Below are 18,474 nucleotides of genomic sequence, written 5' to 3' on the forward strand. Positions count from 1 at the left end.
GGCGGGGAGGCGGTGACGCCGGAGTTGATCGCGGTGTGGGCGCCGGGCCGGCGGCTGCTGAACGGGTACGGACCGACCGAGGCCACCATTTTCGCCGGCATCAGCCCGGCGCTGGCGCCGGGTGAGGTGGTGACCGTCGGCGGCCCGATTCGCGGTGTGGAGGCCGTCGTGCTCGACCCGTGGCTGCGTCCGGTGCCGGTCGGCGTGGCGGGCGAGTTGTACCTGGCTGGCCCGCAGCTGGCTCGCGGTTACGCGAACCGGCCCGCGGCGACCGCGACCGCGTTCGTCGCCAATCCCTTCGGTCCGGACGGTTCTCGCCTGTACCGCACCGGCGACCTGGCCCGCTGGACACCGGAGTACGCGGTGGAATATCTCGGCCGCCGTGACTTCCAGGTCAAGATCCGCGGGCAGCGCATAGAACTCGGCGAGATCGAGGCCGTGCTGGCCGAATATCCCGGGGTCGAGCGGGTGGCGGTGGCAGTGCGCACCGACGAGCGCGGTGCCCCGCGGCTGGCCGCATATCTGGTCGGCGACGCCGAGATCGATCCGGACGAGGTCACCGCAGCCGCCCGCCGCCGACTGCCCACGCACATGGTGCCCGATGTCGTGCTGCGCATCGCCGAGCTCCCGCTGACGGCGACCGGCAAACTGGACCGCTCGGCGCTGCCGGCACCGGATTTCGCGGTGCGGCGACGCCGGATCGCCCCCGGCACCGACAGCGAACAACGGATCGCGGATGTCTTCGGTGACGTGCTGGGCGTCGCCGACGTCGGTGCGACCGACAACTTCTTCGAACTCGGCGGCACGTCGCTGTCGGCCACCCGAGCGGTGGCCCGCGTGCGCGCGGCCCTGGGTGTGCACGTCGGCATCCGGGACCTGTTCGACGCCCCGACGGTCGCCGAACTGGCCGCGCGTCTGGCCGAGGCCGACTGGGCGGTCGCGGCACGGCCGATCGCGCGGACCCGCCCGGACCGGCTCCCGCTCTCACCCGCACAACAACGGATGTGGTTCCTCAACCGCTTCGACACCTCGGTCGGCGCGTACAACATCCCGCTGGTGGTCCGGCTGCGCGGTGAGCTCGATGTCGACGCGCTGCGGCGGGCGTGCGCGCTGGTCGTCGACCGGCATGAATCGCTGCGGACCCGGTTCCCGATGATCGACGGAGCCCCCTGTCAGGTCGTGATCGGCGCCGACGAGGTCGCGCCCGCGCTGGTCCCGATCCCGGCCGACGAACGGCAGCTGCTCGAGCGAGCGGCGGCGGTGGTGTCCGCGGGTTTCGACGTCACCCGGGAGGCACCGTTACGCGCCGAACTGTTCGCCCTCGGCAACCGTGACCACGTGCTGGTGATCGGCGTCCACCACATCTGCGCCGACGGACAGTCCATGATTCCGCTGGCGCGGGATGTGGTGGTGGCCTATGCGGCGAGTAAGCAAGGGACACAACCCGATTGGCCGCCGCTGACCCTGCAGTACGCCGACTACGCGCTCTGGCAGCGCGAGATGCTCGGCGACGAAACGGACCCGGACTCGCTGATCTCCCGGCAGCTGCGATTCTGGACCGGCGCCCTGGCCGGACTGCCCGAACTTCTCGAACTGCCGACCGACCGGCCCCGGCCACCCGTGGCGTCCATGCACGGCAGCACCCTCGATTTCGAGCTGTCCGCCGACCTGCACGCCCGCATCGACGCCCTCGCCCGGGCAGCCGACGCGACGGTGTTCATGGTGCTGCACGCCGGGCTGGCGGTGCTGCTGTCGAAGCTGGCCGCGGTCGGCGATATCGCGATCGGCATCCCGGTGGCCGGGCGCGGTGACCGCGAACTCGACGATCTGATCGGCATGTTCGTCAACACACTGGTGTTGCGGACCCGCGTAACGTCGGCGCAGGCGTTCGAGGAACTGCTCGCCGCGGTCCGGAACACGGATCTGGCGGCCTTCGCGCACGCCGACGTGCCCTTCGAAGAGATCGTGGAGGAGCTGAATCCGCGGCGCTCGACCGCGCACATGCCGCTGTACCAGGTGACGCTGGACGTGCAGGATCTCAGTGCCGCCACGCTGGAGTTGCCGGGCCTCACCGTCGAACCGATCGAAGAGGTCTTCGATCGGGCGCGCGCGGATCTCAATGTCAAACTCGTCCCGCGTCCCGGAGTCGACGGCCGGCCGGGCGGAATGGCCGGCCGCCTCACCTTCGCCACCGACCTGTACGTCGAAGAGTCGATGCGGCGATTCACCCAGGCGCTCGTCCGCATTCTCGAGCAGGCGACAGCGAATCCCGCTGTCGCGGTGGGCGATATCGATATCGTCGAGCCCGGCGAGCGCCGCCGGATACTGGCCGCCGCCGGGACCGACGGTGCCGCGGTGGCGGAGCCGACCCTGCCCGAGCTGCTGTCCGCCCGCGTCGCGGCACAGCCCGACGCGATCGCGGTGAGCGACGGTACGACACAGCTCACCTATGCGGAGCTGGATCGACGCGCGACCCGGCTCGCCGCCCGTCTCGCCGCGCACGGGGCACGACCGGAAACGCTGGTGGCGGTGGCGCTGCCGCGGTCGGTCGATCTGATCGTCGGCCTGCTCGCCGTCGTGCGCGCGGGCGCGGGATATCTGCCGCTGGACACCGCGAATCCGCCGCGCCGCCTGCGCTTCATCATCGACGACGCACATCCCGTCGTGATACTGACCTCGGCCGATATAGCCGCGCAGGTGCCGAGATGTGCGACGCCGATCGTGTCGATCGACGACGCGGAGACCGAGTTCGACGCCGGTAGCGCGCGGGCGCCGGTGGCCGCGCGGCCGGACAACCTGGCCTACGTCATCTACACCTCCGGATCGACCGGCACTCCCAAGGGCGTGGCCGTCACCCACCGCGACGCCGTGACGCTGCTGACCCACGCCGCCGAACGATTCGACGTCCACCCCGGCGACGTGTGGACGATGTCCCACTCCTACGCATTCGATTTCGCGGTGTGGGAGATGTGGGGCGCGCTGCTGACCGGCGGCATGGTGATCGTCGTCGACCACGACACGGCCCGCTCGCCCGACGCGCTGGTGGAACTGGTGGCGCGCGAAGGCGTCACGATCCTGAGCCAAACGCCGTCGGCCTTCTACGGCTTCGCCGATGCCGAACGCAGATATCGCGAAACCGGCTGTGCGTGGGGCGATCTCGCGCTTCGCTACGTCGTGTTCGGCGGCGAGGCCCTGGATGCGTCGCGGCTGTCGGGGTGGTTCGCCGCCCACGGGGCCGGCGCGCCGCGATCGGTCAACATGTACGGGATCACCGAGACCACGGTGCATGTGACCTTCGCCGAGGTGCACGGTCCGGAAGCGGACCGGATCGGGGCGCCGCTCCCGGGGCTGCGGGTCTACCTGCTCGACCATCGGCTGCGTCCGGTCCCGATCGGAGTGCGCGGCGAAATATACGTCGCCGGAGGACAACTCGCGCGCGGATACCTGCGAGCGCCCGCGCAGACGGCCGGTCGTTTCGTGGCGAATCCGTTCGACCCGGACGGCGGCCGGCTGTATCGCACCGGTGACCTCGGCCGCTGGCGTGAGACCGGCGGCGGCCTGGAACTGGCCTATGCGGGTCGCGGTGACGCCCAGGTTCAGCTGCGCGGGTACCGGATCGAGCTGGGGGAGGTCGAGTCGGCATTGCTGCGGCATCCGTCGGTCGCGCGGGCCGCCGCGGCCGTACATCGTCACGAGCGCGAGGTCGACCAGCTGATCGGATACGTGGTCGCCGCCGACGGACAGCGTCTCGATCCGGGGCAGGTGCGGGCGGCCGCCGCCGAGGTGCTGACCGGTTACATGGTGCCCTCGATGGTGATGGTGCTCGATGATCTGCCGCTGACGATCAACGGCAAACTGGACCGAAAAGCCTTGCCCGCACCCGTTGTCGACGCGGCCGTGCAGCAATTCGTGGCGCCACGCACGCACACCGAGAAGGTCATCGTCGAGGTGTACGAGCAGATCCTGGGCGCGACGCGGGTCGGAGCGACCGATGGCTTCTTCGACCTGGGCGGCAACTCGCTGCTGGCCACCATGGCGGTGACCGAGTTGCGGACGCGCGGTGTGACGATCGAATTGCCGTGGATGTTCGAGGACGCGACACCGCGGGCGCTGGCCCGCCGAGTCGACGGAAACGACGATGTCTCCGGCTCGAACGTGCTGCTTCCGTTGCGCGCGAACGGATCCGCGCCGGGCGTGTTCGCCGTGCATCCGGCGGGTGGCCTGGCGTGGTTCTACGGCGGGCTCGTCGAACATCTGCATCCGGATCGGCCGGTCTACGGTCTCCAGGATCCGCACGTGGTGTCCGGCGAACCCGCCGCGGCCTCCGTCGACGAATTGGCCGCCCGCTATGTGAGCGAGATTCGCCGGGTACAGCCCGACGGGCCCTACCACCTGCTGGGGTGGTCGCTCGGCGGGCAGATCGCGCACGCGGTGGCGGTCCGGCTGCGCCGCGACGGCGCCCGGGTCGGCGTCGTGGCCCTGCTCGACAGTGCGGCGGACGTGCCGGCGCAGTCGTCCGCCGCCGGTGAAGCCGCACCCGTGCAGTTGATGGCCGACCTGCTCGGCGGCTGGCGGGAACTGTTCGACCTCGGTGACGAGCTCGAGGTGAGCACCCACGAACAAGCGTGGGACGTCATCCGGGGGCAGGTGATCGCCACCGGTCTGTTCAGCGCCGAACAGACCGATCGGGTCATGAAAAGTTTCCGCACGGCGGGCGATATCTCCGCCGCACACCGGCCCGATGTTTTCGACGGGGATCTGGTCCTGTTCACCGCGGGGCAGGACCATCGGGACCCGGATGCTCTCGCACGCACCTGGCAGCCCTATGCCGACGGTGTTCACAACGTTGTGGTCGATGCCCGCCATCTCGAAATGAGCCATCCCCGAACACTGGCCGTCGTCGGCCCCGTCCTCGAAAGGTTTATGGAACAATGCTGACCACTCTGCAACACGTGCGACTCGATGACGGCAGAACGGTGACCTGCACCAGCCCCGCCGAGGCCAGAATGCTGTGGGGGGAAACGACCGCGGCCGACGGGTTCTACCGGCGCGCGGCCGAATTCCTCAGTCCCGGCCAGGTCGTGCTCGACATCGGCGCCAATATCGGCCTGAGCGCGATGATGTTCGCCGACACCTGCCCCGGCACCCGCGTCATCGCGGTCGAACCGGTGCCGATGACCTTCCGATGCCTGGACCGCAATATCGCGGCGCATGTTCCCGGCGGGATATCGCTGCGGACCGCGGTCGGTGCCACGCCGGGGACCCGGCCGTTCACCTGGTATCCGCGCGCGACGGCGAATTCCGGATTCTTCGCCGATCGCGCGGCCGACGACGAAGCGACCGCCACCTATCTGCGCAACAACGGGCTGGACGACAGCGCCATCGCGGTCATCACGCAGGGGTTGCACGACGGCGTGCGACTGGAGGTCGGAGTCACCACCGTGTCGTCGATCCTGGACCAGCACTGCCGCGGATGCGAGATCGGCTTGCTCAAAGTCGACGTCGAACGCGCGGAATGGGATGTGCTGCTCGGCATCACCGCCGCGGACTGGCGGCGCATCCACGTCGTCGTCGCCGAGGTCCACGATCGCGACGGCCGTCTGCGCGAGGTGTGCGAGCTGCTCACGCGGCAGGGCATGTCGGCGCAGACCCGCCAGGACCCGCGTCTGATCGGCACCGAAATGTACGAGGTCTTCGCCGTCCGGCCGCGCATCGATCGGTGAATTCTCAGCACCCGGTCGCGCCGTCGATCAGGGCGACCACCGCGGCCACGCCGTCGTCCGGTGCGGCCCCGAATGTCGCCTGCCAGTCGATCACCCTGTCGCCGAGGAACTGCTCATCCTGTTCGGCCCCCGGGGCATGCGTGCGCCCGGGTCCCTCCGCCGAGGGGGACAGTCGCTCGTGAGCGCGAACGGGCGACATCGCCGACGCCGCTCACACCGTCTCCGGCCGAACAGCAGTACCGTATCCGCAACCCGCCGTACGTCACCGGACAGGATGGTCACCGTATGCTCCGTGTCGCGTCGATCGTTGTGGCTCTTGCTTTTTCGACTCTGATCACGGCCGCGCCGCAGGCCGAGGCCGTGGCCGGCACCCGGTGCGGCACACCGCTGTCGCCCGCGGAGATCCGGACCGTTGCCGAGCTGTCGGACACCACGACCATCGGCGCCGGGTCCACCCTCGACCGATTCGACGAGGCGGTGGCGCGCAATCATCGGATCACGGAAATCCTTATCTCTCATCATGATTGGCGCGGCCTGTTCGATGTGGGGCTCGACGCCGTGGAGCAGGACCCGGTACTGCCGTTGCAGCACGATCCCACCGCGTTCGTCGATCCGGAATACGCTCACGCGATCAGTTACGAACTGCTGCGCCGGTTCCTGGTGAACCTGCACGCCGAGTTCACCGACGGCACGCCGGAGCCCCACTGGGCCTGGTACTTCCAGCTGGCCGGGCAATGCGACCAGTCGCCCGCGCGGGTCGCGATGGCCGGGTACAACGCGCACCTGACGGTCGATCTCGCCTATGCGGTCGCCGCGGTCGGCAGCAAACCCGAGAACGCGCCGGACTTCTTCCACATCGTCGACGCCATCGCCCGCAGCGGCGATCTGATCGTCGATCGCACCCAGCAGGTCTACGACGCCGACCTCGGGCCGCTGTGGCGCTTCTACTTCGTCGGCGAAGGACTCGATCGGCTGTTCGGCCGGGGCGTGGCCACCGGGCCGTTGCTCGAGGTCGCCGACCTGGGCTACAACGTGGTGGTCTGGACCAACGGGCTGGCGCTGCAGAACCCCGCCACCGCCGAGGCCACGCGCGCGGAGATCAACGCCCTGTGGTCGGCCGACGATGCGGCCTTCGCCGTGCTCGCACGCCTCGGCGGCCTGTGAGCACGGCGCGCGCCGTCAGTCGGCCGGCAGCGGGCGGCGGCCGGTGACGGTGAGCAGAATGTCCTTGGCGCACATCGTGATCGGCGTCCCCGACCCCAGCGTGACCGATGCGTCGGTCGCCCGCAGTTGCCGGCCGGTCAGGTCGACGCCGAAGTAGCGCAGCGACTTCGGGCTCGCCTGGTCGAGCACGAGGGCGATCCGTTCCGGCGGGGCGGGCGGCAACCCGAGAGGTTCGGTGATGTCCAGGCCGTGGATCACGTCGTGGCTCAGCGCGCCCACCACACCACCGCCCGGCGGACGCCACGGGTGTTCGACGTTGTCGCGCAGCGACGCGAGCAGCTCCGCATCGCTCATCCGCGCGGTGTCGGCACGCGCGGCCCGGTCGGCGTAGCGGTGGAACGAGAAGCGCGCACCGGCCAGCCCGCGCGCGAACGACCACGTGGATGCGCGGTAGGGCATCGTCATATGGGCGAGCACCTCACGGACTCGCCAGCCCTCGCACAGCGAGGGCGCGGCCCACTGCTCCGGCGTCAGCCCGGCGAGCAGGTCCGCGAGGCGTCGGCGTTCGGCCACGGTGTGCTCGCGCAGGACGGTGGTGTCGGTGTCGGTCGAGGTCATGACTCCGTCGTTTCGGTCGTAGGGAGTGGTCACCTCTGCTACGAACCCGACGGCGAGAATTCATCGGTGCGCGCCCGGAAAATCGGCGGAAGCCCGAATTCGGCGAACCGATCACCACTGCCCAGGTAGGTCACCTGCCGCGCTATCAGCCCCGACCTGGCCTGGATCGCGAGCAGGGCGAAGGGGCGCAGCACACCGTCGGTGTCGGGGCGGTACTGACCGAATCCGACAGAACCGTTCATCCGCACCGGTAGCAGCCGATCGTCGGCGCACGCGTCGCCCGCCGCGAAGACCGAGACGATGAGGTCGCGCCCGCTCAGTCGCCAGGCGAACGGCGGCATACCGGATTCGGCGTCCTCGCACAGCAGCGCGGCGAGACCGTCGACGTCATGGTTCTCGAAGGCCGCGACATAGCGCCGGACCAGGTCCCGGTCGTCCGGATCGTCGGGATCGAGCGGATCGGTGGCGGAGGGCCGGACCGCGGCCAGGGTGGTACGCGCGCGTTGCAGGGCGCTGTTGACCGCGGCCGGGCTGACCTCGAGCATGGTCGCGGTTTCGGCGGCACTGAACGCCAGCACCTCGCGCAGGACCAGCACCGCCCGCTGGCGTGGCGGCAGATGCTGTAGTGCCGCGACGAAGGCCAACCGCACCGACTCGCGGCGGACGACGCGGTCGGCCGGGTCGAGCACCCGTGCGTCCGCGACCGGGTCGAGCCACCGATCGGCGGGCACCACCGCGTCCGGATCGAAACCGGTGGATACCGGGCCTTCCCACACCAGCATCCGGCGGCGCGCCGAGCGCAGCATGTCCAGGCAGACATTGGTGGCGATGGCATGCACCCACGTCGAGAGCCGGCCGCGCTCGGGGTCGAAGCGGTCGAACCGGGTGTAGGCGCGGATCAGCGTCTCCTGCGCCGCGTCGTCGGCATCGGCCGACGATCCGAGCATCCGGTAGCAGTAGCCGGTCAGCGGAATCCGCAGCGCTTCGAGTGCCTCGGACTTCGAAACGCCGGACTCCGGCACCTCGGACTCCGACAGCGGTTCACTCGCGGACACACTCACCGCCCCATGCTCGCACCTCCATGTCACCGATGACAGCCGGACCGGCCGGGTAGCTTGCGGGGCATGGAGCTGCGCGCGGGCGAGGTGGTTTTTCACTACGTGGAGCACGGCACGGGCCGTCCGGTGGTGGTGCTGCACGGCGCCGGTGTCGATCACCGCGAGGCCGAGGCGTGCTTCGAACCGGTTCTCGGCGATGTCGCCGGGTTGCGGCGGATCTACCCCGACCTGCCCGGTGCGGGACATACCGCCGCACCCGGCACCCTGTGCGGCGCGGACGATGTACTCGACGCGCTGTCGCGCTTCGCGGACGCGGTCACCGGCGGTGATTTCCTGCTCGTCGGCCACTCGGCGGGCGGGTACTACGCGCAGGCGATGGCCGCGCGGCGCGCCACCCGGGTGGCCGGTCTGGCGTTGGTCTGCCCGCTGTTGCCGGGAGTGCGCGACATTCCCGCCCATCGCGTCGTGGCCGGGCCGGGCGATCTCGGCGACGACGATTTCCGCGGCTACTTCGTCGTCCAGACCCCGGCCATGCTCGACCGCTACGAACGGGTCGTCGCCCCCGCCGCGGAGCTGGTCGATCGGGCCGCGGCGCGGCGCATCGGTGAGCGGTGGCAGCTGAGCTCGGACGGCATACCGCCCTATCCGGGGCCGACCACGATCGTGGCCGGGCGCCTGGATTCGACGGTCGGTTACGCGGCGGCGACCGACCTGTTCGAGCGCTGCCCGCACGCGTCACTCGCCGTGGTAGACGAGACCGGACACGCCCTCCCACATGAGCAACCGGAACTGCTGCGCGCCCTGCTGGCCGAGTGGCTCACCCGCGTGGCGCGCGCCGGCGATCGATCGTGACGACCACCTGCGCCGACACAGGCGCAGGTCGGACCAATCCGACATGAACGCCGACATCGAATACATCGTGGTTTGCCAACGAAACGCTGGGAGAAAGGAACGCTGTGATCAGCGGAATCATCGCGGTTGTCGGAGCTTTGGCCTCCGGTCTCGGATCGATCCTCCTCAACCTGATCGACGCTTTGCTCTGACGACGTCCCCGCCGACCCGGTGAACCGATTCCGGATTCGCCGGGTCCGGCACCCATCCGGGCCGCGGACAAGTTCGGCGCGCCGAGCGCCGAACTCTTGCCTCCAGGCGCATCGGTGGGAAGAGTGACCGCCGGATCTGTTCTCTCGACGAGGAGGCGCGGCGTGCGTTTCGGCATCTTCATTCCCCAGGGCTGGCGACTGGACCTGGTCGGCATCGAACCGGGGGCGCAGTGGGGTGTGATGCGGGATCTGGCGCAGCGAGCCGACGCCACGGAAGTCTGGGAATCGCTGTGGGTCTACGACCATTTCCACACCGTGCCGGTTCCCACCGAGGAAGCGACACACGAGGCGTGGACGCTCATGTCGGCCTTCGCCGCCACCACGACGCGCATCCGGCTCGGGCAGATGTGCACGGCGATCAGCTACCGGAATCCGGCCTACCTCGCCAAGGTCGCCGCGACCGTGGATCTCGTATCGGGCGGACGGGTCGAGATGGGGATCGGCGGCGGCTGGTACGAGCACGAGTGGCGCGCCTACGGATACGGATTCCCTTCCGCGGGTGAACGTTTGGGCCGCCTCGACGAGGGGGTGCAGATCTTCCGCCAGGCGTGGACCACCGGCACCGCCACCCTGGACGGCAAGTACTACCAGGTCGACGGCGCCCGGGTGTATCCGTTGCCGCTTCAGGAGGGCGGCATTCCGATCTGGGTCGCGGGCGGGGGTGAGAAGGTCACATTGCGCATCGCCGCGCAATACGCGCAGTACACCAACTTCGCTGGCGATCCCGAAACCTTCACCCACAAATCCCAGCTGCTGCGCGACCATTGCGCCGCCGTCGGAACCGATTTCGACGCGATCACCCGCAGCTCCAACTTCAACACCGTGATCGGCGCCACCGAGGCGGAGGTGCGGGAACGGCTGGACGCGCTCACCTCACGGCTGACCCCCGCGCTCGGCGCGGATGCCGCCAAGGACTGGGTCACCAATCTCTCCGCCGATTCGCCGGCGGTCGGCACACCGGAACAGATCGTCGAAAACTTGTCCCGGGTCCGCGATCTCGGCCTCTCCTACGCGATTCACAACTTCCCCGAGTCGGCCTACGACCTGTCCGGGGTGGAGTTGTTCGAGCGCGAGGTGATTCCCGCACTGCGATGACCCACGGCACTCAGTCGACGCGCACGTCCTCCGGTGACCAGAACGCTCGCATACCGGTGATGTGCGCGTCCTCGTCGAAGGTCATCACATCGATCGGTTCGATCGTCGTGGTGCGAGAGCCGGTCTCGGTCACCACCCGGAACCGGAACGCCGCCGCGCCGCCCGCGATCCGCAGGTCGAGCAGCTCGGTTCGCATATGCGCGGAATCCAATGCGCCGTAGAACTTTTCGATCGCGGCCCGGCCGACGTGCGGCGGCGAGCCGAACGGATCCTCCACGGTGGCGTCCTCGCTGTAACATGCCGCCACCTCGGCGGCGGATCCCGAGCCCACCGCCTCGAGATACCGATGCACCGCTGCTCGAATCCGTTCCGCTGAAGCCATGGGACAACGAGAACACGGATCCGGCGCCGCGCCGCCTGCCGATCCCGCCTGCCGGGACAGAAGGGATCGGCCCGCCTGGGACGTTCGAATTACCGCGACTGTCGAGAGAGGAACATCTACTCGTGAACTACGAAGGTGCGGCATGAGCGCCGCTGGCATCCGCGACGACCACGCGGACGAACAGCGCTATCGGGAGCTCGCGACATCCGCCCGTTCGCTCGTGGCGGGTGAACACGATCGGATTGCCAACGCCGCCAACCTTTCCGCGCTGGTCTATCACGGTCTTCCAGGACTGAACTGGGTGGGATTCTATTTCTTCGACGGGAATGAACTGGTGGTCGGCCCGTTCCAGGGCCGCCCGGCCTGCGTACGCATCGCGCTGGACCGAGGCGTGTGCGGTGCGGCGGCGCGAACCCGGCAGACGCAACGTGTCGCCGACGTACACGCGGTGCCCGACCATATCGCCTGTGATCCGGCGAGCAGGTCCGAACTGGTGGTGCCGTTGATCAGCGAAGACACCGTGATCGGCGTCTTCGATCTGGACAGTCCCGAACTCGACAGATTCGGTCCGGTCGATCAGCGGGGACTCGAGGAGATCGCGTCGATCTATCTCGACTCGCTGATCACGGACGACCGGGGCTGAGCAGGGCTACGAGGCAGCCCGCATCGCCGGTCGGAAGGCTTGCGGATTCGGCCGCCCCAATGTCCACCTGGCCGCCGCCAGTGCCTCCGCGCACGACGCCGCGAGGCGTAGGTGCTGGGGCCGGGGATAGCCGGCGGCGTCGACTTCCGCGCGCAGACCCACGATTCGACGCTCCAGCAGGCGTGCGTCCGCGGTCTTCAGCCCGCGCCGCGCGGATGTCAGCGCGGTCAGCACTCTGCGCTGGAGATCGTCCATACAGCACACCTCCTGTGGTGACGGGCCCTCGGCCGGTGAGGAAATCGTTCCGAGTGCGGATTGTCGATGGGTACCCCGGCGGCGCGCCGCGAAACGGTGACCTCGCGTACTCGGCGCAATGACGCAAACGCCTTGTACCGGGCGGACATTCGGCCTGCGCGTGCCGACGCGCCGAATCCGGCGTGCCCGGACGAGGTTTGCCGCGACGGGCAGCGGGGCACTCGAAGACTGGTCGTCATCGCTCGGCCCGGTTTTGCCGGGTTCGGTATGCCGCCTGTGAAGTTGACTCGTCGCGTCGGATCGAGGTCCGTTATGCAGAGTGACCCGCCCGGTCGCACTGGTGTGTCGCCTGTCTCGGCGGCCGGAGTCGCCGCGCTGCTGCGTGCCCTGCCGGGGTCGCCGATGGCGGGGGTCACCGCGCACGGCGGAACCGTACTCGAGATCGTCGCGGCGACGACGCACCGCGCGCGCATGGTCGAGGAGGCGCAGCTGCTGCACCCCGACAGTCCCGCTCGCGAAGCCGCCGCGACCGGCGTGCCGATCGTGATCACCGATCTCGCCGACAATTCCCGATGGCCGGGGTGTGGCGCGGAACTGCGGTTGTGGGGAGTGCAGGCGGTGCGGTGCCAGCCGCTATCCGACGACGACGGTGCGGTGGTCGGAGTGCTGAGCGTCTACACTCCCGCGGCGAACGTCCTCACCGAGGAACTCGCCGATGCTCTGCATCCGGTGTGCCGCTGTGCCACCGACCTGTTGCAGATCCGCCGCCGGAACCCACCGCGGCTGCGGCGGGAGTGACGCCGGCACGGTGGTGTGGGCGCCGCCACACCGAAATCTCACCGCCGGGGATCCCCCGTCGGTGAAATCCAGGCCCTCATTAGCATCGACGTGGCGTACCCGTCGAGGAAACCGAGGACCTGCGTTGACTACCGAACAACTTGACCGCTGGAACGCCCAGGAAGCCGCCGCGGAGACGATGATCCCCATCATCGGCACGTTGTATCGGGCGAAGGGTGTGACGGTGCTGCTGCACAGCCGGTCGCTGGTGAACCGGTCGGTGATCAGCATTCTGCGGACGCACCGGTTCGCGCGCCAGATCGAGGGCGAAGAGCTGTCGGTGGACGAGACGCTGCCGTTCCTGCGGGTCCTGGACGAACTGGACCTCGGCCCGTGCAAGATCGATCTGGGCCAGCTGGTCGTGGCCTATCGCGCCGACGATCGCGGGTTGTCGGTGCGCGAGTTCACCGAGGTGGTCCTGGCCGAGGTGATCGGCGGCAACAAGGCACAGTCGCCGGGTCCGCGCGATGTCGTGCTGTACGGCTTCGGCCGGATCGGCCGGCTGGTGACCCGTCTGCTGATCGAGAAGGTCGGCTCCGGCAACGGACTGAACCTGCGGGCGGTCGTGGTTCGCCGCGGCGGTGACGGTGATCTGGCCAAGCGGGCGTCGCTGCTGCGCCGGGATTCGGTACACGGGCACTTCAACGGCACCATCAAGGTCGACGCCGACAACGACACGATCATCGCCAACGGCAATGTCGTCAAGTTCATCTACAGCGACGACCCGACGACGATCGACTACACCGAATACGGAATCTCCGACGCGATCCTGATCGACAACACCGGCAAGTGGCGCGATCGCGACGGGCTGTCGCAGCATCTGCGTCCCGGCATCGCGAAGGTGGTCCTCACCGCGCCCGGTAAGGGCGACGTCCCGAATATCGTGCACGGCGTCAACCACCGCGATCTGGATCTGAACCAGCGGATCTTCTCGTGCGCCTCCTGCACCACCAACGCGATCGTGCCGCCGCTCAAGGCCATGGACGACGAATTCGGCATCACCCGCGGCCACGTGGAGACCGTGCACTCGTTCACCAACGACCAGAACCTGCTGGACAACTATCACAAGGCGGACCGCCGCGGCCGCTCCGCGCCGTTCAACCTGGTCCTCACCGAAACCGGCGCCGCCTCCGCCGTCGCCAAGGCGATGCCGGATTTCAAGGCCAAGATCACCGGCAACTCGATCCGCGTACCCACCCCGGACGTCTCCGTCGCCATCCTGAACCTGCAGCTCGAGCGGGAGACGACGAAATCCGAGGTGCTCGAATATCTGCGGCAGGTGTCGCTCGCCGGCCCGCTGAGCCGCAATCTCGACTACACCGCCGCCACCGATGTGGTGTCCAGCGATTTCATCGGCTCGCGCGCGGCCTCGATCATCGACGCCAACGCCACCATCGTGGAGGGCGACACCGCGATCCTGTACTGCTGGTACGACAACGAATTCGGCTATTCGTCACAGGTGGTCCGGACGGTGCAGTACATCTCGGGTATCGAGTACCCGACCTATCCGCGGTTCGCGGACCGGTCGCAGGACGCCGCCGATGTGCGCGCACTGGCCGGGGCCGAGGCGGGGTAGCCGAGCCCGATCAGTGGGTCAGGACGATCTTGACCACGACCACCGTCGTCGCGACGGCGGTCAGCAGCAGTGCGGTGAGGATGGTCGAGCGGCCGGGCCGGGCGCCTTTGAGCCGTTCGATCACGAAGACGATGCCGCCGATGCGGATGAGCATCGCCACCTCGGCGAGGATCTGTGCGGTGCGGGGTGCGAGCCAGTCGAAGGCGGCGCACGCCAGAATGATCGACGGCAGTACCGCGGAGCTGAGGATCGGCACCGAATCGCGCAGCTCCTCCCACCGCTGCCGCGGCGTCAGTGCGCGGTTCTCCCGCACGGCCTGGCCGACGCCCTCGGCGAAGGCGTGCGCGACGAAGGTCGACAGCGCGGTGCCGATGACCACCAGGATTCCGACGTGCTCCGCGGTGGTGGTCACCGGGATCAACGCGGCGAGAATGAGGATGTTGCCGTAGACGTAGGCACTGATCCGGCTCGCGGCATTGCTGCGGTCCAGCGGATTCCGGCGGGAGAACAGGGGACCGTGGAGCAGTGCGTTGCGGCTGCCGTCCATATGTCTCCCGTTTCCGATCGTCCGATGCGGGGCGCGGCCTCGGGTCGATCACGGGTGGGGCAGGTGGGCCGCCGCGAACAACCCTAGGACATCGGTGATCACCCGGACCATCGATCGGCCGCCGCGTCGACCGCCCGATTCGGGCGCCCGGAAACAGCGGACGTACGGTTGTGCCCAGTACCGGCCCCGCCGGCCGTGCGGCACGTTCGTCTGGTTTGCTCTGGCGGAGCCGGGCATTCGGGTTCGGCGCGTGCGCGAGGTACCGGGCGACAGGTGGAACGCGAGGTCAGATATGCGGTTCGGCGACGGCGGTCCGGCGGGGGAGCCGCGCGTGACCGGGGTGGCCCTGTGGGTGGGCGTGCTGTGGGGTGCGCTGGCGGCCGTGCTCACCGCACCGATCGCCGCGGCGATGGTGGCGAGCGTGTATCGGTTTCCGATTCCGTTCGGTGAGTACGCCGAAGGACTGCGCGAGGCGGTGAACGCGGCGCTGGCCGCGGTGTTCTATCTCGTGATGGGCGGGGGCATCCTGCTGGCCGTGCTCGGTGGTGCGGTGGGACTGATGATCGTGCGCGCGCACGGCCGGCGGTTGGGGCGTGCGCTGGCGCTCGCCACCGCGGCGGGGTTCGGGCTGGCGGTGGTGGGCGCGTTCGCGCTGGCCCTGCTCGAGCATGTCATCGGTCCTTGGTGATCGAGCTCGGTTCGCGCAGTTCGCGTTTGAGTAGTTTCCGCTCTGGTTGCGGGGGAGCGCTTCGGTGAAGCGAATGCTCTTGGGCACCTTGAACGGTGCGATCAGATCCTTGACGTGCGCGATCGGTGGACATGTTCACCACGTCGCCGCGCAGCAGTGCCAGGATCGCCTCGAGCGCTTCGCCCTGGCGCCGGCGCTGGTCGGAGGGGGCGATGCCCATCATGTGCGCGTCGAGCGGGATCTTGCCCGGTCCGGTGCCGAAGATCAGCCGCCCCCGGGTCTGCAGATCGAGTTGGGTGATGCGGTCGACGGTGACGAGCGGGTGATCGTAGGGCAACGACACCACGCCGGTGCCGAAGCGCAGCCGCTGCGTCCGTTCGGCCGCGGCCGCGATGAAAACGTCGGGCGCGGGCACGATTTCGGCGCCGGTCGAATGGTGTTCACCCATCCATGCCTCGTCGAATCCGAGATGGTCGAGGTGTTCCATCAGATCGATATCGCGCCGCAACTGCAGGGCGGGGTCGGCGTTCAGTGGATGGTACGGGGCGAGGAAAGCCCCGAATCGTAAGGATTCGGACGGGTGCACGGAGTCTCCTTCGAACGGCGCGTCTGTGATCTGCTTCACCGCGCTGTGTCCTGCTTGACATGGATCACTTGATCCAAAAAGTTCCTGTCTCGGTGATCGAGATGGCTCGAGAAATTCTGCACCCCAATGCTTTACATGTGCATATGAGATAGGGTCTGCCGGAATATCGGATCGATCGAACCAGTACGGAGGTGATCTCGCGTCCGCACCAGCGCCCAACCGTCAGGGCAATGCGACCCGCGGCCGGCTCGTCAAGACGGCCGAGCGTCTGTTCGCCGCGCACGGGGTCGACGCGGTGTCGGTGCGTGCGGTGAACGCGGCCGCGGGTCTGGGACCGGCGTCGGTCAACTATCACTTCGGCACCAAGGACGACCTGATCGCGGCGGTGCTGCTGGATCTCGGCGCCGCGGTGCGCGACAGCATTCGCGTCAATGCCGACCGGCTCGCCGCACGGGACGAGGCGCCGACCACCGAGGAGGTGGTGCGGGCCGTCACCGAGCCGTACCGCGATCTGCTCCTGCGGCACCGCACCCGCGGTATGCGGTGGGTCAGAATCGTCACCCAGGTCTCGGCGCGCGACCATCCCGCCCTGCGTGCGGTGGAGGAGAACCTGCGCGAGCACCTGCACGTCCAGTTGCGCCGGACCTTCCCCGAGGCCGATCCCGCCCGCCTGGAATCGCGCTGGGCCATCGCCCTCATGGGATTCCTGCAGGCGCTCGCGCGCGCGGGGGACTGGCACGCCCACCCCGATCCCTTGCCCACCGATGTGCTGACCGCCTTCTACGAGGATCAGGTCGCCTTTCTCTCCGGGGGGCTCGACCGCCTGCTCCGCGAGGGGGACTGAACTCGCGGCCCGATTTCGCCGGCGGAGGATGCGGGCCCGGCTTCCGGAGGTACATTCGTGTCCGTGGCGGCTGCCGTCACGGCTCGCGTCGGGAACCGGCTGTGAGGAGGCGAGATGGCGCAGGACAAACGCGCGGTATTCCAGGATCTGGTGGATCGGGTGCTCGACGGTGACGGCAGAACGCCGCGGGAACAGCGGGCGCAAGCCTTCGGAAACGCAGGTCCGGCCCCGGTGCGTGAACTGGTCGACAAGGTGGCGACCCGGCCGATCGAGGTGACCGATGCCGACTTCGCGGCCGCGCGGGACTCCGGGTTCGGCGAGGACGAACTCGTCGAACTGGTGATCGCGGCCGCGGTCGGACAGTCCGCACGCCAGTACGACGCGGGACTCGCCGCGCTCGCCGAAGCGACCGGGGAGCCTGGCTGATGCGACCGGCCGTCTTGAACCACGACTATCGTCCCGGAACCAAACTGCTGTTCAGGGCCGTTCGATTGTTCTCCGGTCAGCCGCTGCCCGACGCCGCGAAGCTGGTGTTCTACCGGCCCGACTTCTACGGCACGCGAGCGAAGGCGTTCACCCACGCGGCGATGCGCGGCCCCTCCGAGTGGTCGGTCGCCGACCGGGAGCTGATGGCGGCGTACGTGTCGAAGGTCAACGCCTCCGCATTCTGCATCGGTGCGCACAGCGCGACCGCGGGGCGAGCCTATGCCGACGACGCGAAAGTTCGTGCGGTGCTGAAGGATCCGGAATCCGCGCCGATCGGTGCGGGCCTGCGCGAGACGCTGCTACTGCTGGGCAAGCTGACCCGGGTCGGGGAGATCACCGCCGACGATGTCCGGAAAGTGCTGTCCGCCGGGGTGTCGCCGCACCAGGTAGAGGACGCGTTCGCGGTGTGCGCCGCCTTCAACACGACCAACCGGCTCGCCGACGCCTTCGGATTCGACGTGCTGAGTCCGGAGGGTTTCGGCGCGGGGGCGAAATACCTGTTGAAGCGGGGCTACCGGTAGGACCACCCCGCTGCGGCCGGACCCACCGCTACCGCGGCGAGCAGGGGCCGGCGCGCCTGCACGCCGCGGTTGTCGATCGATTCGGACGGCCGCCTCGGGGAGCCGGTACGGCCGGACCCGCCCGGCGGCGCCAGTTCCTTGATCCTGTTGTCGGACAACAACTTCGGCGCAACCGGTACCACCGCGTTCCATCTGCTCGCCGGAGACGGCATGCGCTGATCGCCGATCGTGCCGAACCGCACAGCTCCGGTGATCGCTCGGCGCTACGCTGTGGCGGAAATCTAGAACAAGTTCTCGCAATGGGTAGACAGATTTGGTAAGTTGTCTACTAGCTCGCAAGGGTGCCGG

At 68.8% G+C, this 18,474-nt stretch carries 19 protein-coding genes and 1 pseudogene; 13 read left to right on the plus strand and 7 right to left on the minus strand.

Going from position 1 to position 18,474, the window contains the following annotated elements; all coding sequences use genetic code 11:
- Nucleotides 1-12 precede the first annotated feature (12 nt).
- Nucleotides 13-4,938 (plus strand): non-ribosomal peptide synthetase, encoded by a 4,926-nt coding sequence (locus IRT45_RS17380; protein WP_309241020.1) that lies wholly within the window; start codon nucleotides 13-15, stop codon nucleotides 4,936-4,938.
- Nucleotides 4,932-5,723 (plus strand): FkbM family methyltransferase, encoded by a 792-nt coding sequence (locus IRT45_RS17385; RefSeq protein WP_194806902.1) that lies wholly within the window; start codon nucleotides 4,932-4,934, stop codon nucleotides 5,721-5,723. Before IRT45_RS17380 ends, IRT45_RS17385 begins: the two co-directional genes overlap by 7 nt.
- 4 nt (nucleotides 5,724-5,727) lie before the next feature.
- On the opposite strand, the gene IRT45_RS36955 is transcribed toward IRT45_RS17385, so the two are convergent.
- Nucleotides 5,728-5,922: a hypothetical protein gene (locus tag IRT45_RS36955; protein WP_228534513.1), complete on the minus strand. Its 195-nt coding sequence runs from the start codon at nucleotides 5,920-5,922 to the stop codon at nucleotides 5,728-5,730.
- 110 nt (nucleotides 5,923-6,032) lie between these two features.
- Between IRT45_RS36955 and IRT45_RS17395 the strand changes: the two genes are divergently transcribed.
- Nucleotides 6,033-6,887, plus strand: a complete 855-nt coding sequence (locus IRT45_RS17395) for a DUF5995 family protein (protein WP_309241021.1) — start codon at nucleotides 6,033-6,035, stop codon at nucleotides 6,885-6,887.
- Nucleotides 6,888-6,902: 15 nt separating this feature from the next.
- Here the strand turns inward: IRT45_RS17395 and IRT45_RS17400 are convergent, their stop codons facing one another.
- A complete protein-coding gene (locus IRT45_RS17400) occupies nucleotides 6,903-7,505 on the minus strand; it encodes a maleylpyruvate isomerase family mycothiol-dependent enzyme (RefSeq protein ID WP_194806904.1) in 603 nt (200 codons plus the stop codon).
- Between the two features lie 38 nt (nucleotides 7,506-7,543).
- Nucleotides 7,544-8,566, minus strand: coding sequence for an RNA polymerase subunit sigma-70 (locus tag IRT45_RS17405; RefSeq protein ID WP_309241022.1), 1,023 nt, complete (start codon nucleotides 8,564-8,566; stop codon nucleotides 7,544-7,546).
- Between the two features lie 63 nt (nucleotides 8,567-8,629).
- On the opposite strand from IRT45_RS17405, the gene IRT45_RS17410 reads away from it, so the two are divergent.
- Together IRT45_RS17410 and IRT45_RS17415 are read left to right on the plus strand one after the other, a co-directional pair.
- Nucleotides 8,630-9,415: an alpha/beta fold hydrolase gene (locus IRT45_RS17410; RefSeq protein WP_194806905.1), complete on the plus strand. Its 786-nt coding sequence runs from the start codon at nucleotides 8,630-8,632 to the stop codon at nucleotides 9,413-9,415.
- 353 nt (nucleotides 9,416-9,768) lie between these two features.
- Nucleotides 9,769-10,761, plus strand: coding sequence for an LLM class F420-dependent oxidoreductase (locus IRT45_RS17415; RefSeq protein ID WP_194806906.1), 993 nt, complete (start codon nucleotides 9,769-9,771; stop codon nucleotides 10,759-10,761).
- 10 nt (nucleotides 10,762-10,771) lie between these two features.
- On the opposite strand, the gene IRT45_RS17420 is transcribed toward IRT45_RS17415, so the two are convergent.
- Nucleotides 10,772-11,143: a nuclear transport factor 2 family protein gene (locus IRT45_RS17420; RefSeq protein WP_194806907.1), complete on the minus strand. Its 372-nt coding sequence runs from the start codon at nucleotides 11,141-11,143 to the stop codon at nucleotides 10,772-10,774.
- 142 nt (nucleotides 11,144-11,285) lie between these two features.
- Between IRT45_RS17420 and IRT45_RS17425 the strand changes: the two genes are divergently transcribed.
- Complete coding sequence (locus IRT45_RS17425) at nucleotides 11,286-11,786, plus strand: GAF domain-containing protein (RefSeq protein WP_194806908.1); 501 nt, start codon at nucleotides 11,286-11,288, stop codon at nucleotides 11,784-11,786.
- Nucleotides 11,787-11,792: 6 nt separating this feature from the next.
- Here the strand turns inward: IRT45_RS17425 and IRT45_RS17430 are convergent, their stop codons facing one another.
- Complete coding sequence (locus IRT45_RS17430) at nucleotides 11,793-12,041, minus strand: hypothetical protein (protein ID WP_194806909.1); 249 nt, start codon at nucleotides 12,039-12,041, stop codon at nucleotides 11,793-11,795.
- A gap of 342 nt (nucleotides 12,042-12,383) precedes the next feature.
- On the opposite strand from IRT45_RS17430, the gene IRT45_RS17435 reads away from it, so the two are divergent.
- Both IRT45_RS17435 and IRT45_RS17440 read left to right on the plus strand, forming a co-directional pair.
- The gene (locus IRT45_RS17435; protein WP_194806910.1) at nucleotides 12,384-12,839 is read left to right on the plus strand and encodes a GAF domain-containing protein; all 456 of its coding nucleotides are present in this window, start codon (nucleotides 12,384-12,386) and stop codon (nucleotides 12,837-12,839) included.
- 178 nt (nucleotides 12,840-13,017) lie between these two features.
- Nucleotides 13,018-14,454: a glyceraldehyde-3-phosphate dehydrogenase gene (locus IRT45_RS17440; RefSeq protein ID WP_375540115.1), complete on the plus strand. Its 1,437-nt coding sequence runs from the start codon at nucleotides 13,018-13,020 to the stop codon at nucleotides 14,452-14,454.
- A gap of 10 nt (nucleotides 14,455-14,464) precedes the next feature.
- On the opposite strand, the gene IRT45_RS17445 is transcribed toward IRT45_RS17440, so the two are convergent.
- On the minus strand, nucleotides 14,465-15,001 hold the full coding sequence (locus IRT45_RS17445) for a hypothetical protein (protein WP_194806912.1): 537 nt from the start codon (nucleotides 14,999-15,001) through the stop codon (nucleotides 14,465-14,467).
- A 331-nt stretch (nucleotides 15,002-15,332) separates the two neighbouring features.
- On the opposite strand from IRT45_RS17445, the gene IRT45_RS17450 reads away from it, so the two are divergent.
- Nucleotides 15,333-15,689, plus strand: coding sequence for a hypothetical protein (locus IRT45_RS17450; protein ID WP_194806997.1), 357 nt, complete (start codon nucleotides 15,333-15,335; stop codon nucleotides 15,687-15,689).
- 148 nt (nucleotides 15,690-15,837) lie between these two features.
- Here IRT45_RS17450 and IRT45_RS36960 read toward each other — a convergent pair.
- A pseudogene (locus IRT45_RS36960) lies at nucleotides 15,838-16,275 on the minus strand (LLM class flavin-dependent oxidoreductase); the annotation flags it as partial.
- Between the two features lie 163 nt (nucleotides 16,276-16,438).
- On the opposite strand from IRT45_RS36960, the gene IRT45_RS17460 reads away from it, so the two are divergent.
- The 4 genes from IRT45_RS17460 to IRT45_RS17475 all read left to right on the plus strand — a co-directional run bounded on the left by IRT45_RS17460 (nucleotide 16,439) and on the right by IRT45_RS17475 (nucleotide 18,345).
- Nucleotides 16,439-17,119: a TetR/AcrR family transcriptional regulator gene (locus tag IRT45_RS17460; protein ID WP_194806984.1), complete on the plus strand. Its 681-nt coding sequence runs from the start codon at nucleotides 16,439-16,441 to the stop codon at nucleotides 17,117-17,119.
- 114 nt (nucleotides 17,120-17,233) lie between these two features.
- A complete protein-coding gene (locus IRT45_RS17465) occupies nucleotides 17,234-17,545 on the plus strand; it encodes a hypothetical protein (RefSeq protein WP_228534515.1) in 312 nt (103 codons plus the stop codon).
- Entirely contained in the window at nucleotides 17,545-18,126 is a 582-nt protein-coding gene (locus IRT45_RS17470) for a carboxymuconolactone decarboxylase family protein (protein WP_194806913.1), read from the plus strand. Before IRT45_RS17465 ends, IRT45_RS17470 begins: the two co-directional genes overlap by 1 nt.
- Nucleotides 18,127-18,195: 69 nt before the next feature.
- A complete protein-coding gene (locus IRT45_RS17475; protein ID WP_194806914.1) occupies nucleotides 18,196-18,345 on the plus strand; it encodes a hypothetical protein in 150 nt (49 codons plus the stop codon).
- The last annotated feature ends 129 nt before the right edge of the window (nucleotides 18,346-18,474 follow it).

The sequence above is a fragment of the Nocardia sp. BSTN01 genome, from assembly GCF_015354405.1.
Lineage (GTDB): Bacteria > Actinomycetota > Actinomycetes > Mycobacteriales > Mycobacteriaceae > Nocardia.

Coding starts and splice junctions, on each gene's coding strand:
- IRT45_RS17465 (WP_228534515.1), top strand. CDS start 17,234: ATGGCGCAGGACAAACGCGCGGTATTCCAGGATCTGGTGGATCGGGTG.
- IRT45_RS17440 (WP_375540115.1), top strand. CDS start 13,018: ATGATCCCCATCATCGGCACGTTGTATCGGGCGAAGGGTGTGACGGTG.
- IRT45_RS17445 (WP_194806912.1), bottom strand. CDS start 15,001: ATGGACGGCAGCCGCAACGCACTGCTCCACGGTCCCCTGTTCTCCCGC.
- IRT45_RS17425 (WP_194806908.1), top strand. CDS start 11,286: ATGAGCGCCGCTGGCATCCGCGACGACCACGCGGACGAACAGCGCTAT.
- IRT45_RS17400 (WP_194806904.1), bottom strand. CDS start 7,505: ATGACCTCGACCGACACCGACACCACCGTCCTGCGCGAGCACACCGTG.
- IRT45_RS17410 (WP_194806905.1), top strand. CDS start 8,630: ATGGAGCTGCGCGCGGGCGAGGTGGTTTTTCACTACGTGGAGCACGGC.
- IRT45_RS36955 (WP_228534513.1), bottom strand. CDS start 5,922: ATGTCGCCCGTTCGCGCTCACGAGCGACTGTCCCCCTCGGCGGAGGGA.
- IRT45_RS17420 (WP_194806907.1), bottom strand. CDS start 11,143: ATGGCTTCAGCGGAACGGATTCGAGCAGCGGTGCATCGGTATCTCGAG.
- IRT45_RS17385 (WP_194806902.1), top strand. CDS start 4,932: ATGCTGACCACTCTGCAACACGTGCGACTCGATGACGGCAGAACGGTG.
- IRT45_RS17430 (WP_194806909.1), bottom strand. CDS start 12,041: ATGGACGATCTCCAGCGCAGAGTGCTGACCGCGCTGACATCCGCGCGG.
- IRT45_RS17470 (WP_194806913.1), top strand. CDS start 17,545: ATGCGACCGGCCGTCTTGAACCACGACTATCGTCCCGGAACCAAACTG.